17 protein-coding genes and 1 other RNA gene are annotated in these 19,523 nt (G+C 56.2%); 7 read left to right on the top strand and 11 right to left on the bottom strand.

Translation table 11 applies throughout. The annotated features are described in order from the left end of the window. Positions 1–26 precede the first annotated feature (26 nt). From A8B84_RS04780 to A8B84_RS04830, 11 genes are all read right to left on the bottom strand, one after another. Positions 27–869 carry an AAA family ATPase gene (locus tag A8B84_RS04780; protein WP_064226964.1) on the bottom strand — a complete coding sequence of 281 codons (843 nt, stop codon included), beginning with the start codon at positions 867–869 and terminating at the stop codon, positions 27–29. Positions 870–886: 17 nt separating this feature from the next. Beyond that, positions 887–3,007, bottom strand: coding sequence for a VWA domain-containing protein (locus A8B84_RS04785; RefSeq protein WP_064226985.1), 2,121 nt, complete (start codon positions 3,005–3,007; stop codon positions 887–889). Between the two features lie 43 nt (positions 3,008–3,050). Beyond that, positions 3,051–3,395 carry a hypothetical protein gene (locus A8B84_RS04790; RefSeq protein WP_064226965.1) on the bottom strand — a complete coding sequence of 115 codons (345 nt, stop codon included), beginning with the start codon at positions 3,393–3,395 and terminating at the stop codon, positions 3,051–3,053. Then, on the bottom strand, positions 3,395–3,841 hold the full coding sequence (locus A8B84_RS04795) for a YcgN family cysteine cluster protein (RefSeq protein ID WP_064226966.1): 447 nt from the start codon (positions 3,839–3,841) through the stop codon (positions 3,395–3,397). The genes A8B84_RS04790 and A8B84_RS04795 overlap by 1 nt, the downstream gene beginning before the upstream one ends. After that, positions 3,838–4,131, bottom strand: a complete 294-nt coding sequence (locus tag A8B84_RS04800; protein ID WP_064226967.1) for a YcgL domain-containing protein — start codon at positions 4,129–4,131, stop codon at positions 3,838–3,840. Before A8B84_RS04800 ends, A8B84_RS04795 begins: the two co-directional genes overlap by 4 nt. Next, positions 4,128–5,285 carry a ribonuclease D gene (locus A8B84_RS04805; protein ID WP_064226968.1) on the bottom strand — a complete coding sequence of 386 codons (1,158 nt, stop codon included), beginning with the start codon at positions 5,283–5,285 and terminating at the stop codon, positions 4,128–4,130. Before A8B84_RS04805 ends, A8B84_RS04800 begins: the two co-directional genes overlap by 4 nt. Before the next feature lie 31 nt (positions 5,286–5,316). After that, on the bottom strand, positions 5,317–5,919 hold the full coding sequence (recR, locus tag A8B84_RS04810) for a recombination mediator RecR (RefSeq protein WP_064226969.1): 603 nt from the start codon (positions 5,917–5,919) through the stop codon (positions 5,317–5,319). Between the two features lie 31 nt (positions 5,920–5,950). Then, positions 5,951–6,274, bottom strand: a complete 324-nt coding sequence (locus A8B84_RS04815) for a YbaB/EbfC family nucleoid-associated protein (RefSeq protein WP_053115401.1) — start codon at positions 6,272–6,274, stop codon at positions 5,951–5,953. A 3-nt stretch (positions 6,275–6,277) separates the two neighbouring features. Next, a complete protein-coding gene (dnaX, locus tag A8B84_RS04820; RefSeq protein WP_064226970.1) occupies positions 6,278–8,242 on the bottom strand; it encodes a DNA polymerase III subunit gamma/tau in 1,965 nt (654 codons plus the stop codon). A 164-nt stretch (positions 8,243–8,406) separates the two neighbouring features. Further along, an RNA gene (gene ffs / locus A8B84_RS04825) (signal recognition particle sRNA small type) lies at positions 8,407–8,503 on the bottom strand. A gap of 107 nt (positions 8,504–8,610) precedes the next feature. Further along, positions 8,611–9,360 carry a 2OG-Fe(II) oxygenase gene (locus A8B84_RS04830; RefSeq protein WP_064226971.1) on the bottom strand — a complete coding sequence of 250 codons (750 nt, stop codon included), beginning with the start codon at positions 9,358–9,360 and terminating at the stop codon, positions 8,611–8,613. A gap of 118 nt (positions 9,361–9,478) precedes the next feature. Between A8B84_RS04830 and A8B84_RS04835 the strand changes: the two genes are divergently transcribed. The 7 genes from A8B84_RS04835 (at position 9,479) to A8B84_RS04865 (ending at position 19,450) form a co-directional block, all read left to right on the top strand. Beyond that, entirely contained in the window at positions 9,479–10,402 is a 924-nt protein-coding gene (locus A8B84_RS04835) for a D-hexose-6-phosphate mutarotase (protein ID WP_064226972.1), read from the top strand. After that, on the top strand, positions 10,399–11,214 hold the full coding sequence (locus tag A8B84_RS04840) for a lysophospholipid acyltransferase family protein (RefSeq protein WP_064226973.1): 816 nt from the start codon (positions 10,399–10,401) through the stop codon (positions 11,212–11,214). Before A8B84_RS04835 ends, A8B84_RS04840 begins: the two co-directional genes overlap by 4 nt. Beyond that, the gene (locus A8B84_RS04845) at positions 11,214–12,161 is read left to right on the top strand and encodes an SDR family oxidoreductase (RefSeq protein ID WP_064226974.1); all 948 of its coding nucleotides are present in this window, start codon (positions 11,214–11,216) and stop codon (positions 12,159–12,161) included. Before A8B84_RS04840 ends, A8B84_RS04845 begins: the two co-directional genes overlap by 1 nt. A 171-nt stretch (positions 12,162–12,332) precedes the next feature. Then, on the top strand, positions 12,333–12,959 hold the full coding sequence (locus A8B84_RS04850) for a PEP-CTERM sorting domain-containing protein (RefSeq protein ID WP_064226986.1): 627 nt from the start codon (positions 12,333–12,335) through the stop codon (positions 12,957–12,959). A 125-nt stretch (positions 12,960–13,084) separates the two neighbouring features. Further along, positions 13,085–15,220 (top strand): XrtA/PEP-CTERM system histidine kinase PrsK, encoded by a 2,136-nt coding sequence (gene prsK, locus A8B84_RS04855; protein ID WP_064226975.1) that lies wholly within the window; start codon positions 13,085–13,087, stop codon positions 15,218–15,220. A 102-nt stretch (positions 15,221–15,322) separates the two neighbouring features. Continuing rightward, entirely contained in the window at positions 15,323–16,696 is a 1,374-nt protein-coding gene (gene prsR, locus A8B84_RS04860) for a PEP-CTERM-box response regulator transcription factor (protein ID WP_082905077.1), read from the top strand. 51 nt (positions 16,697–16,747) lie between these two features. After that, entirely contained in the window at positions 16,748–19,450 is a 2,703-nt protein-coding gene (locus tag A8B84_RS04865; protein ID WP_064226977.1) for a tetratricopeptide repeat protein, read from the top strand. Positions 19,451–19,523 lie beyond the last annotated feature (73 nt).

Here is a 19,523-nt window from a genome sequence, read left to right on the forward strand (position 1 = left end):
ACTCTTGCCAATGATCTTGCCGAGAATCAGCTGCGGCGACGGGCCATGAAGGCGAGCTTTTGCAACAGGTGCACGTCCTGCTCGTTCTTTACCAGGGCACCGTACAAAGGCGGCAACGCCGAGCTGGTATCTTTCTCCTGCAACATTTTCGCCGACAGCTCGTCGGCCATCAGCAGTTTCAGCCAGTCAATCAGCTCCGAGGTGGACGGCTTCTTCTTCAGGCCCGGGACCTTGCGCACATCGAAGAAGACTTCCAGGGCATCGCGAACGATTTGCTGCTGTAAGCCCGGGAAATGCACATCTACGATATTCTGCATGGTGTCATGATCCGGGAAGCTGATGTAGTGGAAGAAACAGCGACGCAGGAACGCATCCGGCAGTTCCTTCTCGTTGTTACTGGTGATCACCACTATCGGGCGTTTCTTTGCCTTAACCAACTTCTGGGTCTCGTAGACAAAGAACTCCATCCGGTCGAGTTCCAGCAAAAGGTCGTTGGGGAATTCGATATCCGCCTTGTCGATCTCATCGATCAGCAGAACCACCTGCTCGTCCGCCTCGAAGGCCTCCCAGAGCTTGCCCTTTACGATGTAGTTGCCGATGTCCTTGACCTTTTCATCACCCAACTGGGAGTCCCTCAGACGGGACACCGCATCGTATTCATAAAGCCCCTGCTGGGCCTTGGTGGTGGACTTGATGTGCCACGGAATCAGCCTCATACCCAGACCGGCGGCCATTTCCTCCGCCAGCAGGGTTTTCCCGGTGCCCGGCTCGCCCTTGATCAACAGCGGGCGCTGAAGCGCAATTGCTGCGTTGACGGCCATTTGCAGGTCATCGGTGGCTACGTACTTCTCGGTACCGGTAAACTTCATGCTCTGGTTCCTGTTGGTTACTTTTTCTGGTCTTTTTGATCAGGCTTCTTTTTCGAATCATCTTCGGGTAATCCGGACTCGTCCTGATCATAATCGGGTAAATCGTCAAATTCGGACAGATCGAAATCTTCCAGCCCGAACTCTTCCTCGTCATCATCTTCCGGCGTGTCGGCGTCGGAGGCATCGGCGACATCTTCCAGCTCCGGGATATCCTCGTCCATATCCGCAGGCTCTTCCTCCACCGGCGTATCCGCTACCGGGATGTCCTCTTCCGGCTCTTCGGCCGATTCCACCTCGGGTTCCGAAAGCGCTTCATCTTCCGCCTTCAAAGTGGCCTCATGCTCATCGATCACGGATTCCAGTTCGGACATATCGTCCTCTGGTGCTTCCTCGGTGACCTCCGGAATCTCATCCGGTTCGGGCTCCGCGGTTTCCTCCGGCTCGACGACAGGCGCCGGGGCCGGCTCTGGTTCCGGCTCCTCCTGCAGATCCTCGAGCGTTTCGCGCTCAGCGGCGGCCTTCTCTTGCTCCTGCTGGCGTTGCTTGCGCTGGCGAAGGGCAAACCACACGAGGCCACCAATCACCACCAGACCACCGCCTGCTGCACCGATCATCCACAAAGGTACGGCAAAGGCAGTTTCAGCTTTTTCCTGTTCCTCCGGTGCCGGTGCGGGCTCTTCGGCAGTCGGCTCTGGTTCCTCGGCCTGGCTCACGTCGATGGGCGATGCAATCGCCGGTTCGGGCTCGGACTGTTCCGGCTCGGATACTGGCGGCTCCGGCTCAGGCTGCTCGGTTGCAGGCGCTGGTTCCGTTACCTCAGGCTTCAGCAGTTCGGCCGGCTGATCGGCAGGCTCTGCCCCTTCACCTTCAGGAACCGTGAACCCGACGGTAGCGCTGAACTTGCGGCTGAAGGTCTGGCCGTCGGCAACCACATCAACGGTGTAGAGGCCCGCGGCTGGCAACTGACTCACAGTATCCCGATAGGTGCCATCTTCCGGCGGCTGCTCACCACTCAATACTTTGGTTCCGCTTCTGCCATCTTCCGAAGTGATACTGAGGCTGACTTCAATCACACTCAGAAAATCAGAATTGGTGAGTTTCTCCCCTTCTTCGAAAAAGCCAACCCGGATGTTGAGTGGGTCGTCCGCGGTAAACGACGGTGGAAGTGGATTAACCACCATCCTGAGATCGCTGACCACCGTTACCCGGCTGCCCTCGCCCAGTTCGCCATTGATACGCCACTGTCCGGCCAACGGCTCATTGACCGTGATCAGGTCGTAGCCGGCTTCCCTTGCCCACCGTACATTATCGGGGAATTCGGAGAGATTCACGGTCTGTTCGTCCGGGCGAACCAGTGCAAGCTCCCGTGTTACCGAGGTCTCCGACTCTCCCCAGAAAATCAGGGCGGTAAATTCACGAACGCCTTTATCTACGGTGAAACCGTTGCCCTCAATCGGAATCTGCTCCTGGGGCACCGCCGTGTTCAGGGCCTGCAGGAACGCCAAATTCAGTGCATCCGCCGTATCGGCCACCTGGAACCGGCCGCCGGATTCCGTCGCCAGGGCTTTCAGAAAGTCAGTATCGGCAGCCTCTGACAGGGCTACCGGGTGGAACGTGGCGCCCCGCTCTATGAGGTCCGCAACAATGGTGTCCAGTATCCGGTTTTCCTCTGCTGTATTGGCCGCCGGATCGTCGGAGATATCGACCTTGCCGTCAGTCAGCAGGATAAAGTGGGTACTGCTCAGATCGCCGTCAGTGAAATAGTCATCGCTTGCCGTCTCGATCGCCGCTCCAAGGTTAGTCCTGAGGGCGACCGAATTGATCTGCGCCGAGCGCTGAACGGCCATGTCGCGCCACGCGTCGGTCACTTCCCGATGCGGCACCAGCATGTTGACGTACTGCCCAAAGGTCCAGACACCGGCGGTGGCACCCTCTGGCAATAGCCGGGCAAGCAGCCGAACGGCAGGCTGACGGAGGTTTTCCGGGTCGGTGTCTTTCATGGAACCCGAGATATCGACAATGATCCGCACGTCCGACTGCGCTGGCAGCTGAACGTCATCACTTTCCTGGGCGTAAAGCCCGACAGGCAGGCTGAGCGCGAGGAAAACCGCAAACAGACCAAGCCATCTCGATGTCATCTCTCTCAAGGCATCCACCCTTTTCTTCTTTTGTTTTTCTGCGTTACTTGCGAACAAGACGGTAGCGAACCAGATCCAGGACCCAGACCAGCAGCATCACCAATCCGGCCAGACCAAGATTGAACAGGGCCCGGCCTGAAGCATCGGCGTCGCCGAGAATCATTTCGTAACCGCCAAACAGCCAGGCCGGAATCCACCAACCGGCCAGGTCCGGCGATTCAACCGGGGTAAGCAGCAAAGCCACCAGGGCTGCAAGAATCAGCGTCCGCACCCCGTAAAATGGAAGGAAACGGACCAGGCTCTTCATCATGTAAAAGAACACGACAAAGGCAATGGCGTAGGCGGCCCAGAAAATCCCGTAGGCCAGTTGTGCATCAGTATCAATCATTACAGGATCCAGTGAATGATGTGTTCTTCCCAGTCTTCTTCCGGCACGCGGTCCTCTGACATCACCTTGTGACGGATCGAAACGCCGGCTTCGTGCACCGAATCCGGATCCCCACTTCGAAGAGGATGCCAGTCGGCCAGTGGCCGGTCTTCAGCCAACGTCCGGTAGGCGCAGGTATACGGCAACCAATGGTAGTCGCTGACGGTATCCGGTGTCAGCACTGTGCAGCCCGGCACTTTCTGCAGCCGTTCTTCATAGACGGTGCATTGGCAGGTTTCCTCGTCCATATAACGACAAACCAGGTCGGTGTGGTAAACCTCACCAGTGTCTTCGTCTTCCAGTTTGTTCAGGCAACATTTACCGCAACCGTCGCAGAGGGACTCCCATTCCTCAGGCGTCATCTCATGCAGGCGTTTACGCTGCCAGAACGGCACCTGGGCAATCATGGATTGCGCTGGTCCAGCTTACGTTTGAAGTCCACCACGTAGCCCTCCTGCTCTTCCGGCATCTGGAGAAAGAAGTCCTTCTCGCCGATCGCTTCCAGAACCTGCTTGCCGGTGGTTCTTGCCAGCTTGCGGTCCGGTGTCAGCACCAGATCCATGGAATGGACCGGCTGCCCGAAGATACCCCGGAGGCTCTCGGGAAGCTCCTCCCATTTCTGCCCGCGGCGAACAAAAAGGTAGGTGTCGTTCTTCTTGCTGCTCCGGAAAACAGAGACAAATTCACGCTCTTTCATGACTTCAGTAATTCCTCGATATCAGCGCGAACCGGCGCGAGAATCTGCGCCCGCCAACCCTGGAAAAATTCGTGTTGCGCCAGATCGGGGTGCTGCACCACCTTCTCAAGACGCTTTCTTGGCGCCAGCAATTCCATCGGAATATCAGCATCTTCCGCCGCTTTTCTGAAAAGGCGCTTTAACTGCTTGAAGAATCCCTGCTGATCCCGGGACAAGGGTGGCGCGATCCTCTCAAGGGACGAATTATCCGCGGTCGATCCCCGGCTAACAAGTTCAATGAGAGTATCGCCGTACCGACGAACTGCGCCCGAGGGTACACCCTGAACGTTGGAAAGCTCCTTGAGGGAGCCTGGTAGCCGTTCCGCAATGGCAATCAATAGCGCATCCGCCAGCACCCGGTTCCTGGGCCGGTCACGCCGCTGACATTCCAGTTCACGCCAACGAACCAGTTCCCTGAGCACCCCCTGCTGCTGAGCCGAGAGCGTCCAGCCACCTCGCAGTTTCAGGTAGTGGTTATCCGGATCCTCCTGCCCCGCCAGCTCATCGGCAAAGCGAGCGGATTCCTCAACCAGGGCCGCCTTCAGTCCGCGATCGCGCAGCAATGTGCTGACCCACTGGTACATCGGCTCCAGAAAACGGATATCTTCAATGGCGTAGCGTTGCTGGGCATCGCTTAGCGGTCTCGCCAGCCAGTCAGAACGTGTGGCGGACTTGTCCAGCGTCTCGCCGAACAGGGTTTCCACCAGCCTCGCGTAACCCAGGGAAAACCCGGCGCCAGCCATCGCGGCACCGATTTGAAGATCAATCACACCGGCAGGCTCAATGTTGAGCCACTTGCGAAACAGTTCCAGGTCTTCGCTCATGGCGTACAGGAGCTTTGGGGTATTGGGATCCGCCAGGATCTCCCGGAAACGCCGGGATTGTTCGGCGACGGAAGGGTCCACCAGGCAGAACTCGCCGTCGAGACCCAGCTGAACCAGGCCCGGTATCGGGTAAAAGGTGTTTACCCGCTCGAATTCGGTGTCCAGAGCCAGAGGCCTGCCCGGCGCGCGATCCAGCCATTGGTCCAGCGCCTCCGGCTCCCGGACCCAATGAATGCTGGCCGGAGCCGGGGGAACGTCAACAGCCGCAGCGGCCTGGGCAGAAATATCCATAAACGTGCCTGGTAGGGTTATTCGGTCTGGTTCAATCGGAGAGCGGCTTGCGGCCGCGGAATGCGTGAGTCAGGGTAAAGCCGTCAACATAGCCCAGCTCGCCACCAACCGGAATGCCATGGGCCAGCCGGGTAATCAGGATCCCATGGCCATCAAGACGGTCAGCTATGTAGTGGGCGGTAGCCTCGCCTTCCACGGTCGGGTTGGTCGCCAGGATCAGTTCCGTAACGCCTTCGTCGCGGATCCGCTTCAGCAGGCGTTCGATGCCGATTTCTTCCGGCCCCACGCCATCAATGGGTGACAGGTGCCCCATCAAGACGAAATAGCCACCCCGGTAATCACCAGCCTGCTCAATCGCCAGAAGATCCGAGGGACTTTCCACCACACACAGGGTACCGGTGCGCCGCTGGGGATTGTCACAGATGCCGCAGATTTCGGTGTCGGCAAAGTTCTGGCAGCTTTCGCAGCGCCTGACACCGTTCATGGCCTGGCTTAATGCGTCGGAAAGCCGGGTGCCGCCGGAACGGCCACGCTCCAGCAAATGGAAAGCCATGCGCTGGGCAGTTTTCTGGCCAACTCCAGGCAGGCAACGAAGGGATTCTACAAGCTCATCAACCAGCGGGCTGAACGCCATGAAAGGTCCTCAAACGACTGCAGGATGAAATTCAGAACGGCATCTTGAAACCGGGCGGCAGACCCATGCCCGACATCATACCGGACATCTTCTCCTTCTGATTTTCCTCAACACGCCGAACGGCATCGTTTACCGCAGCGGCCAGAAGGTCTTCCAGGATGTCCTTTTCCTCAGACATCAGAGATGAGTCGATGTCCACTTTACGAACGTCGTGGCGGCCATTCATGGTGACTTTGACCAGCCCGGCACCGGCTTCGCCAGTCACTTCTGCCTTGGCGATCTCTTCCTGGGCCTTCTGCATCTCTTCCTGCATTTTCTGGGCTTTTTTCATCATGTCGCCCATATTGTTCATCATATCTTATCTCCTGCTTGTCTCTGGCCTCGTCTCGGCCGGCCGGATACTCTCTTCGACTACCCGCGCCTCGAATCGTTCAACGATAGACTTTACGACCGGATCCTGGTGAATGGACGCCTCTGCGGCTTCCTGACGCGCCTTTCGCTGGCGTTCCTCATAAGCCGCCGGGGTATGAGGCCCCGGATTGCCCTGTTCTGTACGTAACTGAATGGAGTCGCCAAAACGGTTTCTCAAGGCAGCGAGAATCTTTTCCTCGTGCCGGCTGTTCAACAGCCTGGCGTGGCCCTCATCAATGGTCAGGGTAATCACATCGCCATCCCGCGACATGGCGCCGTGACTGGCGAGGTTACCGGGCATACCAACAATGCCAAGACTCCGGAAATCCCGGTGCCAAACGAACTCCCCCTCAGCTTCAGGGGCAGCTTCGGCCGCTGGCTCAGGCTCTGGTTGAGGCTCTGCAAAAGCGGGTTCCGGAGCCGGGGCAGGCTGAGCAGCTGGCTCGGCGGCAACTTCAGGTGCTGGTTCTTCTGTAACAGAAGCCTCATCACTCAAAGGATAGCTCTCTTCATAATCTCCAGCCGCCTCGGCCTGGGCATCCAGACTGGCAAGCCAGGATGCATCCTCCTCCGCAACAGGCGGGGCAGCCGGCATCTCGGGCTCCGGCTCAGGTGTGGGCTCGGGTTCGGGCGCTGGCTGTGCAGGAACTTCGCTGGCCTCTTGGGCCGGCTTCGCGGCCACTTCCGTCGCCGGCTCAGAACGTGGCGACTGAGGTTCCGGCTGCTTTTGCTCTATTTGCGGAGTCGGCGCCGGGTCGGGCTCATCCCGTGGCTCAGAGGCCGCAGACTGACCGCCGGAGCTTATGGCGGGCGGCTCCCGCCGGTCAGCCCCGGGGCGAAAGGCCAGCATCCGGAGCAACGTCATTTCGAAACCCATCCGGGCATCGGGCGTAATGGTGAGGTCTTTCCGGCCGATCAGCGCAGACTGATAGAAAAGCTGGGCGTCTTCGGCACTGAGCTTACGGGCCAGGGCCTGGACCTGCTCGGCATCGCCCAGGGCGTTATCGGCACTGCCCGGAACCACCTGCTCCATGGTGACCCGGTGAAAGAGCGACAGCAGATCGGCAAGGATGACACTGTAATCCGGCGCAAAGTCCGAAATCCGGCTGATCTCCGCCAGCAAGCCGGGGCCGTCGCCTTCAACGAGTGCATTCACGATGCGCTCAATATCCCGCTGGTCAATGGTGCCCAGCATATTGCTGACATCACTAGCCGACAGCTTCTGGTTGCCAAAGGCGATCGCCTGATCGGTCAGGCTCAACGCATCTCGCATACTCCCATCAGCAGCCCGGGCCAGGAGCCACAGGGCCGGTTCCTCGAACGGAATCTCCTCGGCACCCAGCACATGGCGGAGGTGGCCAGCGATGTGTTCCGGAGTCATGCGTTTGAGATTGAACTGCAGACACCGTGACAGCACGGTGACCGGCAACTTCTGGGGGTCGGTGGTGGCCAGCAGGAACTTGACGTGTTCCGGCGGCTCTTCAAGAGTCTTCAGGAAGGCATTGAACGACTGATTGGTCAGCATGTGCACCTCGTCAATGAGGTACACCTTGTAGCGGCCACGGGTTGGCGCGTACTGGACGTTATCGGTCAGTTCACGCATATCATCCACGCCGGTGCGGGACGCGGCGTCAATCTCGATCAGATCCACGAACCGGCCTTCCTGGATCTCCTGGCAGCTGGAGCATTCGCCGCAGGGATTGGGCGTAACGCCGGTTTCGCAGTTCAGGCAGCGGGCGAGAAGCCGGCCAATGGTGGTCTTGCCTACCCCACGGGTCCCCGTGAACAGATAGGCGTGATGAAGACGCTGGCTTTCCAGGGCGTGAATCAACGCCTGGAGCACGTGTTCCTGGCCCACCATATCCTCGAAGGTGCGTGGGCGCCATTTACGGGCAAGTACCTGGTAGCTCATGTTCCGCCAACTGCAGTTAAAAACGGCTCTAACCTTAGCACGGACAAAGATCTATAAGAAGCAGACTTGATCCCGGAAACGCACGCACAAGTGCCGCACATAAGTTCATGGCTATCAAGGATAATCAGAAGTAAAAACAAGCGAGGGGAGAAAACTGGGGGTGACTCCATCAGCGACACCCCGGCACACAATTCCACCGCTGCGGCTGCTCCCTTCCGGGCCTGACCGGGTTCACGGTTTCATGTTGCGGAGGCACCAATGGAGCCACCATAACGGCGTTTCAGGACAATTCCCTGAAAGCGGCGCGCATATTAGCAAAAGGGTTTGCACACTACAATGACAAATCAGCACGCCCGCCAGTATCCGCCTTACAAAGGCAGTGGCACCTCATCCTGGCGGAACCAGCAGGCCAGACTGTAACGGGTTCGGTTTGCCGGCAACACCTCGTGTGGGATTTCTTCGCTCATGAACAACGCCATGCGCCCTGCCTCGGGCAACACGGTTCCGCACACCTCAAGGTCGTTATCGCGATTGAACACCTGAAGGGCGCCGCCGTCGGCTGCCTGCCAGTCTTCGTTGAGGTAAAGCACCAGGCTCACCACTCGAGACGCCCTGCCCTTAAAGCTGTCCAGGTGCTGCTTGTAAAAGTCACCGCAGTGGTAGGTAGCGTAATGCGTTTCGAACCGCTTCAGGCCCAGAAACAGCCTCTGGTTCAGACCCTGACGAATCATCTCAAAGAATTCGAACAATGCTGCCTGAGGCGCAGTAACACCCTGCAGCCAGGCGATCTTGTCGCGGCGTACCGAACGGTCACGCACCAGATCATTGCCGCGGCCAATGCCGGCTTTTTTCATGGCATCGGTACGATCCAGAATCTGCACTTCCTGTTTCAGTGCCGCCAGCAGGTTGGCCCCCAGCTGTGATCGCACATCCAGCGACATCCAACCCTGCTCACTCAGCCCCGAAGCCAGCTCATCCAGCCAGTCATCAGGCAAGGCCGCACGTTGATCCGGCGCAGGGTCCATCAGCTGGACATCACTACCTGCCACCGCATCCTCGGCGCTCTGCAAAGGGGTGATAAGGGGATCATGGATCGGAATGATTACCGGCGTTTCCATCGGCGGGTCTCGCGCAAAATTTGAGCGTATTTTAGGCGCAATTCTCGCCGGAGCGGCAGTTTTAATTTACTCTCTGTGTAGGGAAATACACTTAACCGGTTTCACTTAGCAGATAACCATGTCAGAAAGCAGTAACAGGCCACCGCTCTCACTCTCTCCGGGCCAATGGTCCTTCACGCGCTGGAAAACGATCGGGCAACTGGAAGCCCTTGAGGTACACCACCCTTTGTTCCAGGCCACCCTGTTTTTACAGGGCGCCCACCTGGCAAGCTTCAAGCCCCAGGACGAATCTGACTGGCTGTGGATGAGCCCAACCGCCCGCTACGAGCCTGGCCGTGCCATTCGTGGAGGCATTCCGGTCTGCTGGCCCTGGTTCGGTGATCCGGCCCGCAATGCGCCGGAAGTTCGCAAGCGCATCCATACCGACAAAGCCCACGGGTTTGCCCGCACCGCGCTCTGGAAACTGGAAGATGTCCGGGAGAACGCCCACGAGGTAGAAATCAGCCTGTCCCTGGATGCCAATGAGGATTTCAGTGATGTCTGGGCCGGCCACGCACTCGCCCTGCTCACCTTCAGCTTTTCCATCCGGGGCTGCCAGCTGGCGCTGACCACCACAAATCTGGGCAACGATCCCCTGGCCTTTACCCAGGCGCTCCATACCTATTTACCCACCAGCGACATAACCCGCACTCGAGTACTGGGCCTGGGCAACAGCCAGTACATCGACACCCTGGATAACTGGGAATACCGCAACCAGGAGGGGCCGGTGTACTTCGAGGGCGAAACTGACCGGATCTACGAGAGCGGCGAGACCCTGACCATCGTGACACCCCGAACTGGCCGCAAACTTTCCGCGGTGGGCAGCGACTCAACCGTCGTCTGGAACCCGGGCCCTGCGAAAGCGGCAAAACTGTCGGATTTTCCCGATACGGCCTGGCAGTCCATGCTGTGCGTCGAAACCGCCAATGCCGCCAGCGATTACCGGGTGCTAAATAATGGGCAAAGCCACACATTGGGCGTATTCATCGGAAGGAAATCATGAGCCTGGCATCGTTTCTCAAAACCCGACTGGTTCCCGCCGAACTGGACCAGCACATCAACCGCATCCGCAAACCCATCGGGAGCCTGGGCTACGATCCGTGGGGCTACAACAACGAAGCCATGAAATACGGGCTTTCGCTCACCAAACAGATTTACGAGAAGTATTTCCGGGTACAGGCGCACGGCGTCGAGAACATCCCCGCGGATGGGCCAGTGCTGATTATAGCCAATCACAGTGGGCAGCTACCGATCGACGGTCTGCTGATTGGCTATGCCCTGGCCTCCCGGGAAAAGGATGCCCGTATTCCAAGGGCGATGATTGAACGCTTTTTTCCGACCGTGCCCTGGCTGGGCAACCTGTTGAATGAAGTGGGCGCTGTGCTGGGCGACCCGGTCAACTGCGCCAAGATGCTCGCCAACAACGAAGCCGTCATTGTGTTCCCAGAGGGCGTGCGAGGATCCGGCAAACTCTACCAGGACCGTTACCAGCTAAAGCGGTTTGGTAACGGCTTCATGCACCTGGCCATGAAGTACAAGGCGCCAATCGTGCCCGTGGGTGTGGTGGGCTGCGAAGAAACCATCCCGGCCATCGCCAACATCAAGCCCCTGGCAAAGGCCCTGGGCATCCCCTACGCTCCGGTTGCCATGCCCGTGGTGCTGCCGGCAAAGGTACACCTGAACTTCGGAGCCCCGATGTACTTTGACGATCTGGAAATCCCCGAAGAACAGGTCACCGATCGAGTGGAGAAGGTAAAGGCCGAGATCAGCCGGCTGATCGACAAGGGACTGAGCGAAAGGAAAAGGCTTTTCTGATGACCGAACAACGCAGACCGCACATTCTGATTACCGGCGCCGCTGGCGCCCTCGCCCAACAGGTCATCGAACAGCTCAGGGATACCTGCGACCTGGTCGCCGTGGATTTCCGGGAACAGGTCTACCTGGGCGACGACATCCCAAGCTACTGCATCGATTTCAACAAGCGGGTATTCGAGGACCTGTTCCGGCGCTACCAGTTTGATGGCGTAATCCACATGGGCCGGATCATGTCCAGCCAGCTCACCCGTATGCGGCGCTACAACGCCAATGTGCTGGGCACCCAGAAACTGCTGGACCTGAGCCACAAGTACGGCATCAAGCGTGTGGTGGTGCTCTCAACGTTTCACGTATACGGTGCCGTAGCCTACAACCCCGCGCTCATTGATGAAGCGGCGCCGCTCAAGAGCGCCGGACTTAGTGCCGACCTCATTGATTCCGTGGAGCTGGAAAACCTGGCCAACATTTACCTGTGGCGCTACCCGGAGCTGAACATCACCATTCTGCGCCCCTGCAATATCGTGGGCCCGGGCGTGCGCAACACCATCAGTACCCTGCTGGCCAGCGAACGCGCGCCGGTGCTGGCGGGCTTTTCGCCGATGATGCAGTTTATCCATATCGACGATATGGCCGATGCCATTGTACTGGCGTATAAAAAACCGACACGTGGCGTGTACAACGTGGCGCCGCAGGACTGGGTGGCGTACCAACACGCGCTCAAGCTTTGCGGCTGCAAAAGAATTCAGGTGCCCTCCATCCCACCGATGATTCCGAAGATGATACTTGGCACCTTGAAGTTGAAGAGTTTTCCGTCCTATCTGATGGCGTTCTTCAAGTACCCGGTGGTGATTGACGGGCGGGCGTTTGTTAATGAGTTCGGTTTTGAGCCCAAGCGGCCGCTGAAGGAGATTTTCCGGTTTTATCGGGAGAATAAGAGGCCGGTTTGATCAAACTGTTCAATTTTCGATACATCACACAATGATGAGCGTCACCTTTCTTTACACATCATCAATGCGGTCGGAATTGTTCTATTTCTAAACAGGAGGTTAGGGAATCTGGAATGGTACGTGCTTAGCCCTATGTGTTCATTTGACAAACCAGAAAGGCAGGTATGGATCATGTCCAAGATAAGACGTATTGGAACCGCTCTCGGGCTGGCAGCGTTGGTGGTTTCTCCCATCGCCTCAGCGAACTTGCTTGAAAACGGCAGTTTTGAGCAGGCCCTGACTCTGAATCAGGACGGCGGAGGATGGGGCTATTTTGACCCAAGCGATGTCGACGGATGGTCAAGCGACACCAACGACATCGAGATCTGGAACTCCGGCTACAATGACGTTGATGCTCAGGACGGTACCCGCTTTGCAGAGCTGAACGCTCACCCGAATACGACCGGAAACGCATTTACGCTGTTTCAGGATTTTGACACAGTCGCGAACGAGAATTACCACCTGACTTTTGCCTACAGGGCGAGGGTTGGTCAGGAGTCGTTCAACGTTACGGTTGCCGATCTCGATATGGATATAATCAACTTCGACACCGGCGTCTGGACCCTGTTTTCGGGCATGTTCACCGCATCTAGCGAATCTACCAGACTGATGTTCACCTCAATCAACCCGGATACTGAAACCCTCGGAAATTTCCTCGATAACGTTTCCGTTGTTGCCAAGGTGCCCGAGCCCGGAACCCTCGCGCTTCTGGGGCTTGGCTTGGCTGGGCTTGGGATCGCGCGCAGACGCAAGAGCTGACACTGACCATAAAGCAATATAAGCCAGCGCTTAAAACCCGCTGGCTTTTTTACAAATGAGTTACCCTGACTTTCAAACAAAGCTATTCTTGGCAGGGAACTTTCATTTTTTTGGGGCATTGAAGCATGTTCAGCAACATGGACGTACTCAGCTACTCGTTGGCAGCGATTACGTTCGGGCTCCTGGCGGTACTGGTTGCAACACGATATCTTCGGCGCGGCGTCGATCGGGCGCTGGCACTTGCAGCTGCTGTAACCGCAATCTGGGCATCATCACTCGTCAGCCAAAGCCTCTGGGGATACCCTGGCTTCAATATCCGGTATCTTATCGAATTGATCCGGGACGCAGCCTGGATCTACCTGCTGTTTGCGTTACTCAAAGACGGTCTCAGGGAAAACAGGCTTACGGGCAGGGTGAAGCAGGTTCTTGGCGCCGGTGCGGCAACGCTGCTGGTGATTTTGCTGGGGATCGGACTTGCCGAGAATTTCGCCGGAATTAACGTCGCTACTGGCAAAGTCAAGCTGCTTGGCCAGATAGGACTCTCTCTCCTCGGCTTATCTCTGGTAGAACAGATCTGGCGCAATTCACCAAGCTTTGGGCGCTCAAGCATAAAGTATATCTGTATTGGTGTAGCCACCATTTTTGCTTTTGATTTCTTTATGTATGCAGACGCGCTGCTGTTCGGTCACGTTGCTGACCCTTTCTGGAACGCGCGCGGCTTTGTCAATGCCCTGCTTACGCCGCTTTTCGCCGTCAACGTAATTAATACACGGAAACAGCCCGTGGACTTTCAGCTGTCCAGGTCCGCCGTTTTCCACGCGGGTACACTTTTGTTTGCTGGTGGCTACCTGCTGTTCCTGGCGCTTGGGGGATATTACGTACGTGTACTCGGTGGCGACTGGGGAGACGCCCTTCAGGTTCTGTTCTTCACCATCTCCCTGGTTTTCCTGACAACACTCCTGTTGTCCCGGCGCATTCGCTCCAAACTCATGGTGCTCATCAGCCAGAACTTCTTCGATTATAAATACGACTACCGGGAAGAATGGCTAAAAATGACACGGGAACTGGCAGATCTGAGTGACGACCCTCCTCTGCCCCACCGGGTTATCCGGATGCTGGCAGGACTGGTGGAGAGCAATGCTGGAGCAATTTGGCTCATTGGCGAGCAGGATGCCTATGTGTTGAAGGCGGCCGTCAATCTCTCGATGCCGAAGTACACCATGATAGACAGCGATTCAGAGATTGTTCGATTTTTTCGGGATCGCGAGTGGATTGTAGACCTTCACGAATATAAATCAGATCCCGTGAGCTACAATCTGCTTGAAATTCCGGATGCCATTGCCAAGACACCCGACGGATGGCTCATTATTCCGCTTTACCTGGGTAATGAACTGTATGGAATAGCCCTGGTCGGCAATCCCTATGCCCGAGTGGAACTGAACTGGGAGAACTTTGACCTCATCAAGGTAGTCGCCCGGCAGACCTGTAACCTGCTGGCGCAGGCCGATGCCCAGAACCGTCTGTCGCGAGCCATGCAGTTCGAGGCCGTAAGCAAAGCCTCAGCATTCATGGTTCACGACCTCAAAACCGTCATTGCGCAACTTTCATTGCTGGTGAAGAATGCCCCCAAACATCGCAATAATCCGGCCTTCATTGATGACATGATCAACACAACCGATCATGCAGTCCGGAAGATGTCCAACCTTGTCGACCATATTCGCAAGCCAGATACAGACAATGTCGGCCTGATGAAACCGATAAATCTAACTGAGCTGATTCATAAGCTTGTTGCGAACCATCAGCATCGTGCACCCGCCCCCCGTCTGGACGGCGCCTTCCCTGACGTAGTCGTAAAGGCCGATACCGAACAGCTTCGCAGTGTTTTGAGTCACCTGATCCAGAACGCCCAGGACGCCACCCCCCCAGACGGAGAGATCACCCTGACTCTGAAGCCTGCTAAAGGCAACGTGGTGCTTTTCATCCAGGACAGCGGGAGCGGTATGACCGAAGACTTTATTAGCGACCAGTTGTTCAAGCCCTTCGAAAGCACTAAAGGGCTTACGGGAATGGGCATTGGAGCATACCAGGCACGGGAATATATTCAGAAACTTGGCGGCAATATTGATGTAACCAGCGAGCCTGGCATCGGCTCATGTTTTTCGGTGAGAATTCCTCTTGCTGACGCCTCTGCCATGGAGGCAAAACAACAGGCTGTACGGTCAATTTCTGACACCACTGACCGGAAGGAGAGCGCCAATTAACCGGCGCACCTGTTGATCAATGCAAACCGACATTGCAAAGTGTCAATGATCAGTTAAGAATCACGAATATGGAAACACTTTAAAAAAGGACTTAGTGCTGTTGTGACTAGACGACTCTTGATCGTAGAGGATGATCCAGGCCTACAAAGCCAGATGCGCTGGTGTTTCAGCGAAGACCTCGAAGTAGCAGTCGCCTCTGACCGGGATTCAGCGCTGACAGCGTTGAGGCGAGATGAGCCTGACGTCGTTACCTTGGACCTTGGACTTCCGCCGGATCCGGGAGGAGCGACCGAAGGCTTCAGCCTGCTTGAAGAAATCCTGCGCCTTGCCCCCATGACCAAAGTGATCGTCGTGACCGGCCGTGAGGACAAAGAGAACGCTGTAAAAGCAATTGGTATGGGCGCCTCAGATTTCTACCAGAAGCCGTTGGACGCCGACATACTTACCTTTGTTGTCAATCGTGCCTTCCGTCTCGCTGAGCTTGAAAAAGAGAACCGAGACCTGGCCCGGCAGGGCAACGGAACCAACATCAAGGGAATTGTTGCTGCCAGCCCACAAATGCTGACTATTTGCCGCACCCTCGAAAAGGTTGCCCCAACAGATGTGACAACACTGATAACCGGAGAAACAGGAACCGGCAAGGAACTGCTGGCCAAGGCTCTCCATGATCTTAGTCACCGTGCCTGCAAGCCTTTTGCCGCGATCAACTGTGCAGCGATCCCCGAAAACCTGCTAGAGAGCGAACTTTTTGGATTCGAGAAAGGCTCATTCACCGGCGCCAATCAGACCAAGAAAGGCAAGATTGAAAGCGCAAATGGCGGAACCCTTTTCCTTGACGAGATTGGCGACATGCCGATGGCGCTTCAAGCCAAGCTGCTCCGCTTCCTCCAGGAAAGAGTTGTTGATCGCGTCGGATCAGTAAACCCTGTTCCAGTGGATGTGCGAGTGGTCTGCGCGACCCACCGGGACGTCCGACAGCTGATCGATAGCGGTGAGTTCCGGGAAGATCTCTATTACCGGATCAGCGAAATTACACTGGACGTTCCGGCTGTTCGTGAGCGTGAAGGTGACGCCCTTGTGATTGCCCAATCGCTACTAAAATCCCTCGGCAAGCAAATGGATCGGCCCAACCTCGCTTTTACTGAAGACGCTATCAATGCAATCAATGGATATTCCTGGCCGGGAAACGTGCGAGAGATGATCAACAAGGTCAAGCGGGCCACCATCATGGCGGATGGAAAGCGAGTTACTGCCGAGGATCTTGAACTTCCTCTTGGCGAATCGAAATCTGATACTCAGCTGAACCTCAGACAGGTTCGCGAAGTAGCAGAAAGGCAGGCCATTATTCAGGCGTTGCGAACCTGCAATTTCAATATGGCTCAGGCCTCCCGATTGCTTGGCGTTACTCGCCCAACCCTCTATAACCTGACAGACAAATATCGAATCGACACCTCGCAGACAGTTACCGGTACCTGAATCGCCGGTACGGAATTCATAATAAGAGCTGATAAAACAAAGGAACTGGGCATGAAAGTATTCAAGGCAGCGCGAGTCACCCTTCTATCAACCGCCATAGCTCTCTCAGTCACCGCCTGCGGCGACAATCCACCAGAGATGACACACGAAGAAATTCAATACATCAGTCATCTCGATCAGGCACGCTTTTTCCAAAGACAGGGAGAACTTCGGGCAAGCACACTCGAAGCACGAAACGCCATAGAGCTCCAATCAGACGAGCCTGATCCGTATTTCATCATACTGGAAAATCTACTTGCAGCCGGGGATGCAGAAAACGCAGAACGCCAGCTGGATCAGCTTTTAGCCGCCATGAACGAGCATGAAACAGACATCACTCCTGCGATTGAGAGCCAGGCGAGCCTCATCCGGGCTGAAGCAAACTTTCATCAAGGGGAATTCAAGGAAGCCCTTGCGGCTCTTCAGTCTGCCTCTTTTTCAGATCGCTCTAAACAACTGGATGCCAAGCTTCTTGAAGCCAAGATCTATCACGCTACAGGAAATCATCAACAGGCCAAAGAAGCCTACGAGGCCGCGCGGGATATTGATAACAGCTCTTCACTACCTCTAGTCGGTCTATCACGCCTGGCCTTTAGCATGGGTAACAATGAGGAGGTCACAGCCTTCCTTGAAGAGGCCGAAAATGTGGACCCAGCAGAACCAGAACTTTGGCTTTGGAAAGGCCAGCTCTTCCAGGCCAGAGAACAATGGGAACAGTCCGAAGAAGCTTACATCAGAGCTCTGGAGGACATCGGGCAATTTGACGTAATGACCCGCCGGAAATATGAGACCATGTCGTCCCTGATCACCGTACTTCGGGCCCAAGGTAAATCCTCTGAGGCCTTTGTGTACGAGGAAATCCTCGCCAAATCCGGGCCTGGAATGATCCGCAGCAGCCTGATTGCTGCACAGGAGGCCTATAACCGTGGGGATTTGAACGAAGCGGCACGCAATCTTGAGGAAATTCTTCGGCAGGCCCCAGGCCACACGCAAAGCAATCTGCTATTGGGAATAATTCGTTTTCGTCAGGGGCGGGTCGAGGATGCCGAGAAGCTGCTTACGCCCATCGTTGAGGCAACCGATTCTGAGGAAGCCAGTAAGCTTCTGGCAGCCACCCGGATCAAGCTACGCGATCCCGAAAGCGCAAAAGCGATTTTGGCGAACCTCAAGGATTCCGGAAGCGACCCATCGACCACCGCGCTTGCCGGAATTGCGGCTCTCGCCAGCGGTGATCTGGAAACCGGCGAAACACTAATACGGAAATCTCTTGAACAAAACCCGGGCAACCATGCCCTGAGGCTGCGCTTTGCACGCTACCTGACGGAGGTCCGCAAGTTTGATGAAGCGATTGAAAACGCTCAGACCGTTATTGAGGCTTCCCCGGATAACGACAACGCTCGCATTGTTCAGATTCAGGCCCTGGCTCGATCAGGCGGCCCAGAAAAGGCTATCAGCGCCGCAGATAGATGGATTGAGGACCGACCCTCAAGCCAGGCGCCGCTGCTAATGCGGGGTCAACTGGCGCTTGAGGCCGACAACCTGAAAGAGGCCGAGACCTATTTCGACAAAGCCCAAAAGGCCTTCCCCAATACATCGGCACCTCTGGTGGCGCTTGGCAATATGGAACTTACCCGGGAAAACGAAGACCAAGCACGCGATTACTTCAAGAGCGCACTTGAACTTGAGCCCGACAACCGCCAGGCCCTGATCGGTTTCAGCCAGGTCACCTCTCGTGATGAAACCCTTGCCTTGATGAACACTCTTTCAGACATCCACCCTGACGCCATGGGTCCGAAATTGCTGTTGCTGGATGCCGCACTTACCGAAGGCAATGATAAGCGTGCGGAGGAGCTCACGGCCCAATTGCTGGATCGGGAAGAACCAGACCTTCCCTCCGCTTCAGAGCCAGCGGCCATGAATATTTATAGCGGTGTTGCGGCCCAAATCAGAGCAGAAAATCCGAAGAGGGCAGCCTCAATTCTTGAACGCGCTCGAGTACTGTTTCCAGAGAATGAACGCATCGCACTTCAGGCCGCAGACCTCGCATATCAGTCCGGGGAGAAAAATGCCGCGCGCGATATTATTCGGGAAATGAAGCGACTCCACCCCGAATCGGCTAACCCATACCTTATTGAGGCGTCTTTTTTCGAGCGACAAGGAGAGAATCGGCAGGCTTCGGAACTCTATGAGCTTGCTTTAACGAAGGACAATGCTGCCAACATACACGTTGGATACATCAGGTCGCTGCAAGCCGATGGCCAGACCGAGAACGCGTTACAAGCTGCCGAAAATGCGATCGAAGCCCATCCCTCGAACCCGTCTGTGTTAATGACATCGGCAATTCTCTTCCAAAATCAGCAGCAAATATCCAAGGCCGTGGCCGCTTACCAGAGCCTTCTGGAGTTGACGCCCTCAAACGTCGTGGCCCTCAACAATCTTGCCTGGATTTACCATGAAGATGGTGACGAGCGGGCCATGGAGCTCGCTAAGCGGGCCTATGAACTACAGCCAGAAAACGGCGCTATAGCGGACACATACGGTTGGATTCTGTTTAAATCAGGAAGGGCTGAAGAAAGTCTGCAGGTTCTGAAAAAGGCCCACGAACTCCAGCCCGATTCCCAAGAGATCGCTATGCACCTTGCAGAGGCTTACAAAGCAACTGGCAATACAGACGAAGCGAAGAGGATTCTGGAAAAGTTTGGTGGTCAGGGTTGATATAAACAGAGAGGCGATTCGCCGGTATCGAGCCTGTAAATAAATCTGTGTAACTGCCCACCTCACTATAGGT

Origin of the sequence: Marinobacter sp. EhC06, assembly GCF_001650915.1 — a bacterium.
GTDB lineage: Bacteria > Pseudomonadota > Gammaproteobacteria > Pseudomonadales > Oleiphilaceae > Marinobacter.